Genomic DNA, 10,393 nt, shown 5'->3' with positions numbered 1-10,393 from the left:
AGGCAAGGAAGCCAATAGCTGCCAAGCGACCATTCCAAATTTCGGCTTGAGGAGTAAAGCCAAACAGAAAAGCATTGCGATCTACGCCGTTGTATTCGGGTGCAACAAGTGGTAAATCAGTAGAAGAACGAGTTTCTTTAATAGCCATTTTTTTCTCCAAAATTTTAGTAGCGTAGCTTTTGAGGTGTTTAATTTCTACTAGCCAATCAGATGTAAAACGTCGCGCAGGACGCTATAACCTGCCAAATCCCAAAGTAAATAGGCAAGGAAGCCAATAGCTGCCAAGCGACCATTCCAAATTTCGGCTTGAGGAGTAAAGCCAAACAGAAAAGCATTGCGATCTACGCCGTTGTATGATGCTGCAACAGGTGGTAAATCAGTAGAAGTCCGAGTTTCTTGAGTTGCCATTTGTTTCTCCAAAATTTAGTAGCTTTTTAGGTGTTTAATTTCTATCTAGTAGCCAATCAGATATAAAACGTCGCGTAGGACGCTATAACCTGCCAAATCCCAAAGTAAATAAGCAAGGAAGCCAATGATTGCTAAACGAAAGTTTCAGATTTCGGCTTCATGTGTCTAGCCAAACAGAAAATCATTGCGATCGCAACCATTACCTTTTGCTGCAATTACTGACAAATCTCTGTCTGTAAGAACAAGTTGCCATCTTTGTTATCCTTAACAATTCGTTTGTTAACTTTAATGTAGCTATTAATAACTAGATTGCTTTCTGCCTGTAGGCACAAACTACAGGCACATAATCAACAACATATTCGTGCAGAGAAATCCACCCTCAGAGGGTGATAAAAATAAAAATATAAATAAATGTAACTTTTTAATGATTAAACTATAATTGCAGAAAAATCAATCGTTGTGATTAAGCAATTAAAATTAAAAAGTTGCAGCCAAGAATTAGCCAGCTTTTTAAGTTCATACCGAACATTTTCACAGTTAGATAATAAAACTTATATCTTTTGCTGGATAAAGTTTTCAGCCTTTGGAGAGATGCTTAAAACAGCTAAAGTCTACGATTCTGAGCTAAACAGAGTTAGGTATTGCCATAGGTACAGACATAAATACATACTAAGAGTTGCTTCTCAAGAAATTCTTAATTCCCTAAATTAAAACTTAGAACAAGGAAATACAATGTTCCAAAGTACGGAAATCATGGTGGGACTCTACAAACCACTATTGTGGATGTCACAGGTTCCAGTAGATACCTCAAACGTCACGCCAGCACAGGCATCGGTTCTCACTTCCGGTCCTCGCTTTTTTGTAGCTTTAATCTCCGGCGTGATTCTAGCCTTTGCTTTCCAATTAGTTCTAACTAATCTCTCCCTTGCAGCCGGTATTTCCTACCTGGGGCACTCATCTGACTCGGATTCAGATTCTGGGGAAGTCGGAAGTTTGGGCGGCAGCATTCGCAAAATCGGCACAGCAGTGGGGATTTGGACATTAGTCACTGTGACGATCGCCTTATTAATCGCTTCTTTTCTGGCGGTGAAATTGAGTCTTGTAATCTTAGACCCAGCATTGGGAGCGATTCTCGGCTTGGTAATTTGGGGTGCTTACTTTTTAATCCTCGTTTGGGTAAGTTCCACCACCGTAGGTTCCTTAATTGGCTCAGTCGTCAATACGGCAACTTCTGGGTTTCAGGCGATTATGGGGACAGCCACCGCCGCACTGGGCGCAAAAGCTGTCAATAACCAAGTTGTAGCGACGGCTGAAGCTGCCGCTAGCGCTATCCGTCGGGAACTAGGGAGCGCCATCGACCCTACAAGTATCCGGGAGAACATAGAAGATTACTTAGAAAAGATCCGTCCCCCAGAGCTAGATTTATCGAAAATTCGGGGTGACTTTGAAAATTTACTCAACGATCCGCAATTAAAAGCGATCGCTGGGACTTCAGATATTCGCAACATCGACCGCCAAAAGTTTATCAAGTTAGTCAGCAGTCGCACCGACCTTTCCAAAAAAGACGTTAGCCGCATTGCTGATACGTTGTATAAAGTTTGGCAGCAAGTGGTAAGTCAGCAATCACCCACCCCAGACGGTCTGGGTGAGTTAATGGATTATCTAAAATCAGTTCCAGCAGGACAAAGCAAGACAGATGAACTCAACGCCAAGCTGGATCGGTTAGTAGCAGAAAAGCGTGATTCCAAACAAGCTGACCAAAAGGCGGCTCCAGGGCTAATTCAAAGTACACTTCAGCAAGGACTATCTGCCTTAACCGCCACTGTGTTGGGACGGACAGATTTGCCTGATTTGGATGTGGAAAAAATCTTGGGTAGCCTCACCAGTGCCAAAGATAAAGTCACTCAACAAGCCGATAAGCTAGGATTGCCAACACCATCGCAACCCTATAGCCCAATTCGGGCTGATGTCGAAAACTACCTGCACAACACTTATGCTTGGCAACTGAGTCAGGAAAAAATCGCTCAGGAATTTCGTGATGTCATCTACGATCCAGCTGCTGACTCAGGAATAGTCAAAAGAGAAGTAGAACGACTATCCCGGAACGATTTCGTCAACATCCTGCAACAGCGAGGACTGCTTACCCAAGCCCAAATTCAGCGCATTGCAAATCAGCTAGAAGCTGTCCGCAAAGAGGTGCTGGTGACAGTGACAGCTGTTGAAGAAAGAGAGATAGTCCAAGACTTGCAACGGGGAGTGGAAAGTTATCTGCTCGTTACCCCGAAAGCAGATTTGACAGCCGAAGGCGTTGAGCAGAATTTTAGACCACTGTTGGAAGACCCAGAGGCAGATTATGAAACCCTGATCTTGCGACTGGCGCAGGTTACACGCCAGGAAATGCGGGAGATATTGCTGCAACGTAATGATGTCCAGCTATATGAAGTAGACACCATTCTCGATGAGTTGGAAAAACAACGCGATCGCGTCTTGGTAGAATCCAAAGGACTAGCAGAACAGGCACAATATCAAGCAGAAACCCTGTGGCTGAATGTAGAATCATATCTGCGTAATACAGGGAAATCAGAACTGAATCCTGATGCCATCCGCGCTGAGTTCAAAAAGCTACTGGAAGATCCTCAAGCTGGAATTACCTCAATTCGGGCGCGGTTGTCTCGCTTTGACCGCGATACCTTGGTACAGTTGTTGAGTCAACGGGAAGATTTGAGTGAAGATCAAGTTAATCAAGCCATCAATGCTGCTGAGGAGTCGTGGCATAGCATTCGCCACACACCACAAGCGGTAGTCGATAAAGCTAAAGAGCAATACGACTCTGTTAGTACCACGATCGCAGATTACCTGCGGAATACTGGAAAACAAGAACTGAATCCAGAAGGTATTCAACGGGATTTGACCAGATTGTTTGAAAATCCCAAGGAGGGAGCCGTAGCACTACGCCGTCGGTTGTCGCAGGTAGACCGAGATACACTGGTGAAGTTGCTCAGTCAACGCCAAGACTTAAGTGAAGAACAAGTCAATGAAATCATTGATTCCACACAAAACTCGATTCGCAACTTTGTGCGTGCGCCTCGTCGTTTAGCTACCCGCACACAGCAAAGAGTGGAAACATTCAAAGGTTATCTGGAAGAGTATCTGCGCCAAACTGGCAAAGAAGAACTCAACCCGGAAGGAATCAAGCGCGACTTGCAATTATTGTTGCACGATCCGCGAGTTGGGGTGGAAACTTTTAGCGATCGCCTTTCCCATTTTGACCGTTCTACGATCATCGCCCTGCTGAAAATTCGGGAAGATATTTCCGATGAAGAAGCGGCGCGAATTGCCGATAACATGGTGTCCGTAAGGGATCAATTTGTAGAACAAGTGCGGAACATCCAACGAGGCATTCAAGATGCAATTGACGGGGTTTTTGGCCGCATCCGTAACTATCTCAACTCCTTAGATCGTCCAGAACTCAATTACGATAATATCAAGCGCGATGTTCGCACATTTTTTGACGATCCCCAGGCGGGATTTGATGCCCTGCGCGATCGCCTATCTTCTTTTGATCGTGAGACTCTGGTGGCAATTATGAGTTCTCGTGAAGACATCTCTGAGGAAGATGCCAACGGCATCATCGACCAAATTGAACGGGCCCGTAACACAGTATTGCAACGTGCAGAACGCATACAGCAAGAAGCACAACGCCGCCTAGAACAGGTGAAGCATCAAGCACAGAAGCAAGCAGAAGAAACCCGCAAAGCCGCAGCTACAGCCGCTTGGTGGCTATTTGCCACAGCATCCGTCTCCGCAGTTTTCTCTGCATTAGGAGGAGCGATCGCTGCAAGGCCGTAGTTTAACAAGTTTTCTCCGCTAACTATTAAGCCTCCCATACCGGGAGGCTTTTTTTGTTCCGCAGATTTACGCGCCATGCTGCTTAAACCATGCCAAAAGACGTTTCCAACCTTCTTTAGCTTCTTTCTCGTGGTAGGAGGGGCGATAATCGGCAAAAAAAGCGTGGGGTACATCGGGATAGACGATGATTTCAGATTTGCTGCTGCTGGACTTTAAGCGATCGCGCATCTGCTCTACTGTATTGATGGGAATACCCGTATCTTTCCCGCCGTAGAGTCCGAGAATCGGGACTGTCAGTTTTGATGCAATATCGATGGGATTCTTGGGCTGAAGTTCGGTAGCATCGCCCACGAGTCGCCCATACCAAGCCACACCAGCCTTCACCTTGGGGTTGTGTGCTGCATACAGCCAGGTAATGCGGCCGCCCCAGCAGAAGCCTGTAATTGCCAATTTGTTGGCATTACCTTTAGCTGATTTCACTGCCCAGTGTACCGTAGCATCGAGATCGGATAGCACCTGGGCATCTGGCACTTTGGCGACAATTGGGCGAATTTCGTCTATGCTGCTTAACTTCGAGACATCGCCTTGACGGATGAATAATTCGGGTGCGATCGCTAAATATCCCAACTGGGCAAAGCGACGAGTGATATCCTGAATATGCTCGTGTACGCCAAAGATTTCTTGGATTACCAGGACGATGGGGAAATTTTCACCAGTGGCAGGTGCTGCTCTATAGGCAGGAATTTCGCCATCTTTGACGGGAATTTTCACCGCACCAGCTACCAAGCCCTTAGCATTGGTGGTAATGACTCCAGCAGAAATGGGTTGTACTGCGAGGGCAAAACCTGTCGCTAGGGTGGCTGTTGCAATAAATTTGCGGCGAGTTACTTCTTGCATCATCTCTACCTTGAATTGGCGAAAGTTTTATTGTTGGTTGACCGTACAGTAGTATAATGCGAATACTACGGTTTACCAATTAGTTTACTGCAATACTGACTGCCTTTGCTACCTGAGTTTTTACATACATACAAAGAGCGATCGGCATATAAAAATGACCTTTTGTTAAAGCTTAAGCTGCCTTGAAGAATGAAACACCGTTAAAATACTTACCTCATCATTGCTGACTATATACAATCCGGTAATTACCAAATATTATCTCTCGAATATCTTCTTGAGCGATCTCCGGTACTAGACGCCCTGAGCAGGGAAACTGTTCTAGACGTTCTACAGATTAAAATATCCTATTTACAAATACCTGGTCAAAACTTGGTGCATCCCATGCAATAAAATCGCCAATTTGCCATACTTCCGCTTCTAAACGTGGCTGAATATGCTCATTAAAATTTTTATCTACTAACGCATCAAAACCAAATTTGTGGAGAAATTCTGTACTCGCTATTTTAGCCTTATCCCAATTTCTAGCATTCACTAAATGTTCAATATTCTGTAGGGATAGTAGGCGTTGACGTTGGGAAATATTTTTGATGATTTTTCGTTGCTTGGCAAGTTTAGGAGTAGACAGCCCTTGCCATTCCCTATAAGCTACCTGTAAATTTTCTTGTTGGGCGTAGGCAAATCCCCGCAAGTAAGCAGCTTGTTCTCCAGCTATAGCCTTTAGGTGGAATAGTGCGGTTGCCCATTCCTTGGTTTTAATTGCCACAAGTGCTAACCGAATTTGGCAGTCTGTGGGATTTGGCAAGAGGAATTTAGCAGTTTCATAAAGAGATGCAGCCGCTTTAAAATCATTGGCTTTTTCTGCTGCTAGCCCTTGGCGGAACTGTTCTTTTCCTTTAAGTTTTTGTAGTAAATCAAGTCCGTCAGAGCGAGAAAAGGTAGTCAGGGTATTTTTTAAAAGTGCGATCGCTCTCTGTAATCTTCCTTCACTTTGAGCTTGTTGCATCTTTTGGAGAGTGGCCTTGTAAATTTCTTGTTGTTGAACTGGGCAACACTTGCAGCGCTCGCCTGTTGTAGAGACTCAGTAGAATAAAGCTTTTCAGCCCTCAATTCAAAAGCCTGAAACCCTTAGCGTATAGGGAATTTAGCTTTTTTGTCTAGCTCTAACCCTCTAATTTTGGCGAAGGTATTGTTAACCATGAAAGATTTAAGTAGGATTAATTATTGATTTTGTCGCTACAAAATGGCATTGTTCCCCCGTCTAGACTCCTAGCAGCTTATTCCTAAACATTACCTTAAGGATTGAAATAATTGAAAGCTTCTGAGAGGTAATCAGCAGCAGATGCTACGACTGCGATCGCACTTTCATAATCTAGGCGCGTTGGACCCAAAACTCCCACACTTCCCACTGGTATTGAACCTCGGCGATAAGTAGAAGAAATTAAGGTGCAGGTGCGTATTGGTTCTAGAGTATTTTCTGCGCCAATGCGAACCGTTACCTTTGGCTTGGCAACATCATCAAACTCTGGTTCTTCAAATATTAATCGCCATAGTTGGTCTTGTTCTTCTTCCAGCAGGTGGATAATCGTTTGTACTTGCTGTAACTGGGAAAATTCCGGCTGGCGCAAAACTTCTGACACACCCCGAACCATAATTTGGGTTGCAGTCGGTGCAAGAGTGCGACGAGTCAATTCGGCAACTGAATTTTTTAAGAATTCCCCGTAGCGTTGGAACTCCTGATCTAGTTCGCTCCAGTCGAGGTTGGCTAATTCCAACAGGCTTCGCCCCCGTAAGTGGCTATTCAAAAAGTTAGAAACAATCTGCAACTCGCGATCAATTACTTCTGGTTCGCGTTGTGTTTCCTCTGGTATTGGCGACAAATCCATTAGCTTGGAATGTGTCTCATAACCATCTGTCACCACAATCAGCATGATCCTTCCGGCTTCTATTTGCACTAATTGCAGATGTCGCACTAGCGCTGTAGTGGTTTGCGGCATGGTAATCAAGCTAATGCAACCACTCAAGGTTGCTAAAATTTGGGCAGCTCCTTGCAGTAGGGTTTCTAAACTGCGATCTTCCCACTGGAGAAGCTTTTGCAGTTCTACCTCTACTTCTCGCCCTAAAGTTTCCGTTCGCGTAGCGTCTCGCAGAGAAGGTGTAATTAGCTGATCAACATAAATGCGATAGCCTGAATCTGAAGGTATTCGTCCGGCGGAGGCGTGTGGTTGATAAAGTAACCCAGATTTTTCTAAAACGCCCATCACATTGCGAATTGTAGCTGAACTTACTCCGAGGTCGTACTCATCAACCAAAGCTTTTGAACCAACAGGCTCTGCTGTAGCAATATAGTGACGTATCGTTGCCCAAAGTATATGCTGTTGTCGATTTGTCAACTGGACTTCCATAGGGCATGTTTTACTGAAGGCAAATTTTAATCAAACTCTGAAGAAATTTCTAGATTTGATCGCAAACAAAAATTATTAATAATTAATTAAGATAGCAAATTATCGAGTTCTCTAATGATAAGTATTTTTAAAGTTTACGTCCAGCATTTATTGAGAATGCGCTTGAAATAGGATCTAGGTTTGTACTGTAAAAGCTGCCTTTACTGATAGCAGTATTTTTGCATAACCTTAAACTAATAACAGTATTATTGAATACGTATTTTTCTAGAATAGCTGATATATTTGGGTCGAAAAAGTCCGTGAATATATACTCACTAGCAAAAGGTGTAAAGTTTCCCCTCAAAACTTTAAGTTGATGCAGTCCTATTTTTACAATAGCAGAAGCCAGCTGGAAGAGTAAATCCCAGCTGAGTCATGGATTCAGTCAGAAATCAATATTGGGGAATTGAAGGGTCAACTAATAGGGAGTAAGCATCAATACCACCCGAAATATTTTGCACATTTGTAAAACCTTGAGCAATTAACCACTGGCACATTTGGGCGGAGCGGATGCCGTGGTGACATAGCACAAAAGTTTCAGCTTGGGGATTGAAGAGATTGGGTACTTGATCTCCCCATTCGGCAAATTGACTTAAAGGTAGATTGACAAAGCCCTCAATGCTAGCGATCGCCAATTCTTCTGGTTCACGCACATCTACTAGCTGAATACTTGGATCACTAGAAGATAGACGTTGTGCCAGTTCTTTTACACTAATATGGTTCATGGGTTGACTAAAAGAATTCCCTGTCATGAGGTTTCTGTGAACAATCCTAATACTATTTATGGTGACAGAAAATCTCTGCCTTGGCATCAGCATCCATTCTCAACAGGGCTGATTAATTCTGGTAAGCTTTCTGCTTAAATGGCTGTAAACCGTCTTTTTTAATAGGTTTAATGTGAATAGGCAACGTTCATTTATCGGTTTTATCATCGCAGGTGCGATCGCACTGCTAGTAATTGCGATCGCTAGCTTTTACTGGTTTTTCGGCAAAAGTCCGGCTAACCTGATTGGTTCTACCTCCCAGCCTGGTGCAGCCATATTCGTGTCGAAACTTTCGCCTGTAATGGTATCATTACTAGCGAATCCTGACCGTTTGCAGGCGTTGGAACGGGAAGAGGAACTATCTAAACTCAAAACCAGTTTATTCGCCAAAAGTGGCATAGATTACAAACAAGACATTCAACCCTGGTTAGGGGACGAAATTACATTAGCTATCACTACCTTAGATATTGATCGGGACTTAGAAAACGGACAGCAGACAGGGTATCTATTGGCACTAGCAACCAAGGAACCGGAGAAAAGCCGCGAGTTTGTTGAGTTGTTGTTTTCCAAACGGGCGCTAGCTGGAGCAAACTTAGCTGTTGAACAATACAAAGGCGTAAAGCTGATTTATGACAATCAGGAAGTAATCACAGAAGAGAAAATCCAAAATCCAAAATCCAAAATCCAAAATTATCTAGCTGGTGCTGTTGTTGGTGAAGGCTTTGTGTTGTTTGCCAACGATCCGAAAGTGCTGCGAGATGCGATCAATAACGTCCAAGCGCCCGATCTGAATTTGACTAGCTCGCCCGAATACCAAAAAGCGACAAGACAACTTCCCAAAGGGGGTTTAGCTGTAGCTTTCTTGAATCTTCCCATTGTGGCAAAATGGCAAGGGTTAGAGTTACCCGAACAACTTTATAACAGCCAAATCATATCCCTGGCGTTAAACCCTAAAGGATTACTAGCAGAAACCACCTTTCTGACTTCATCGGAAATTGTCCCCCCATCTGCACCACTATCTAAACCTGTGGGAGCATTGCAGTATATTCCAGCGTCCGCAGGTTTGGCAATTTCCGGCTCAAATTTGAGTAATTTGGGTAACAGTGATTTAGCCAAACTCTGGAGACAAGCGACAGCAACCATATATGGTTCTGAGGATGTGGTTTCTCGATTAGCAAAACCCTTGGCGGATATTCAAAAAGGCTGGGGTATAAATTTACCAGAGGATATTTTTAGCTGGGTAAAGGGAGAATACGCCATAGCATTGTTACCTGAGAAAGAGCAAACAACCCCTCATTGGATTTTTGTGGTGGAAAAATCCGAGGGTGTAGAACAAGGTGTTGCTCGTTTGGATGCGATCGCTTCATCCAACGGACTCAGCACTAATCCCCTGACTATAGACAAGCAAAAAATCTCCGCTTGGACAGAGTTAACCACTGCTACTAAAAAAAGTGATGTTAAAGAAGGAGCATCTTTCAGCGTTGAAACAAAAGTGCGGGGATTGCATACAACTTTCGGAAATTATGAAATTTTCACGTCTGACTTAGAAACGATGAATGAAATCCTTATAACTAAGGGTAATTCCATAATTGACAATCCCAATTTCAAAGATAGTATCGCTGCAATTCCCTTACCAAACCAAGGCTATATATATCTTGATTGGACAAAGAGCCAGAATTTGTTAGAGCGTCAAGTACCGATTCTCAAACTAGTGGAAGTGTTAGGGAAACCGTTTTTTAATAATCTGCGATCGCTCACAGTTAGTAGTTATGGAACTGAGACGCGATCGCTTAAAGGTGGCGTCTTCTTCAAACTCCATAATTCGTGAGATTTTCACAACGAGTAAAAGTGTAGAAGGTATAGCGCGAAGTACAAGAACCCAACCCCCTCCCCACTCTTCGAGAGGGGACTATGATGTACATCATGTGATATTTTGCCTTCTACCTTTTTTTTGTCCTATGATATTTACGTAGATTTTCTGTAGCCTTTGCTATTTGTATTTGTTTAGCGATTGCAGTCACTAAGGGATATTTT

The 10,393-nt window shown here is 43.6% G+C and carries 8 protein-coding genes and 2 pseudogenes; 2 read left to right on the top strand and 8 right to left on the bottom strand.

Features of this window, described 5'->3' with window-relative positions; all coding sequences use genetic code 11:
• The 3 genes and pseudogenes from V7K31_RS08630 to V7K31_RS08620 all read right to left on the bottom strand — a co-directional run.
• A partial coding sequence (locus tag V7K31_RS08630; RefSeq protein WP_335093800.1) for a high light inducible protein occupies positions 1–148 on the bottom strand: 148 nt, incomplete at its 3' end.
• A gap of 50 nt (positions 149–198) precedes the next feature.
• On the bottom strand, positions 199–408 hold the full coding sequence (locus tag V7K31_RS08625) for a high light inducible protein (protein ID WP_335093794.1): 210 nt from the start codon (positions 406–408) through the stop codon (positions 199–201).
• A gap of 45 nt (positions 409–453) precedes the next feature.
• Positions 454–633: pseudogene (locus V7K31_RS08620) on the bottom strand (high light inducible protein).
• A gap of 507 nt (positions 634–1,140) precedes the next feature.
• On the opposite strand from V7K31_RS08620, the gene V7K31_RS08615 reads away from it, so the two are divergent.
• On the top strand, positions 1,141–4,257 hold the full coding sequence (locus V7K31_RS08615; protein ID WP_335093793.1) for an MFS transporter: 3,117 nt from the start codon (positions 1,141–1,143) through the stop codon (positions 4,255–4,257).
• A gap of 66 nt (positions 4,258–4,323) precedes the next feature.
• Here the strand turns inward: V7K31_RS08615 and V7K31_RS08610 are convergent, their stop codons facing one another.
• The 5 genes and pseudogenes from V7K31_RS08610 to V7K31_RS08595 all read right to left on the bottom strand — a co-directional run bounded on the left by V7K31_RS08610 (position 4,324) and on the right by V7K31_RS08595 (position 8,347).
• Positions 4,324–5,154 carry a dienelactone hydrolase family protein gene (locus V7K31_RS08610; RefSeq protein WP_335093799.1) on the bottom strand — a complete coding sequence of 277 codons (831 nt, stop codon included), beginning with the start codon at positions 5,152–5,154 and terminating at the stop codon, positions 4,324–4,326.
• Between the two features lie 217 nt (positions 5,155–5,371).
• Positions 5,372–5,473: pseudogene (locus V7K31_RS31835) on the bottom strand (type II toxin-antitoxin system RelE/ParE family toxin); the annotation flags it as partial.
• Between the two features lie 15 nt (positions 5,474–5,488).
• Positions 5,489–6,157: a hypothetical protein gene (locus tag V7K31_RS08605; protein WP_335093791.1), complete on the bottom strand. Its 669-nt coding sequence runs from the start codon at positions 6,155–6,157 to the stop codon at positions 5,489–5,491.
• 289 nt (positions 6,158–6,446) lie between these two features.
• Positions 6,447–7,556 (bottom strand): heat-inducible transcriptional repressor HrcA, encoded by a 1,110-nt coding sequence (gene hrcA, locus V7K31_RS08600; protein ID WP_335093790.1) that lies wholly within the window; start codon positions 7,554–7,556, stop codon positions 6,447–6,449.
• Between the two features lie 431 nt (positions 7,557–7,987).
• The gene (locus V7K31_RS08595) at positions 7,988–8,347 is read right to left on the bottom strand and encodes a rhodanese-like domain-containing protein (RefSeq protein WP_334823860.1); all 360 of its coding nucleotides are present in this window, start codon (positions 8,345–8,347) and stop codon (positions 7,988–7,990) included.
• A 145-nt stretch (positions 8,348–8,492) separates the two neighbouring features.
• Between V7K31_RS08595 and V7K31_RS08590 the strand changes: the two genes are divergently transcribed.
• Entirely contained in the window at positions 8,493–10,187 is a 1,695-nt protein-coding gene (locus tag V7K31_RS08590) for a DUF3352 domain-containing protein (RefSeq protein ID WP_335093789.1), read from the top strand.
• Positions 10,188–10,393 lie beyond the last annotated feature (206 nt).

This window comes from Nostoc sp. (genome assembly GCF_036917675.1).
GTDB lineage: Bacteria > Cyanobacteriota > Cyanobacteriia > Cyanobacteriales > Nostocaceae > Nostoc.
The sequence above is the reverse complement of the archived record's forward strand: the minus strand, read 5'-3'. Positions and strand labels throughout refer to the sequence as shown.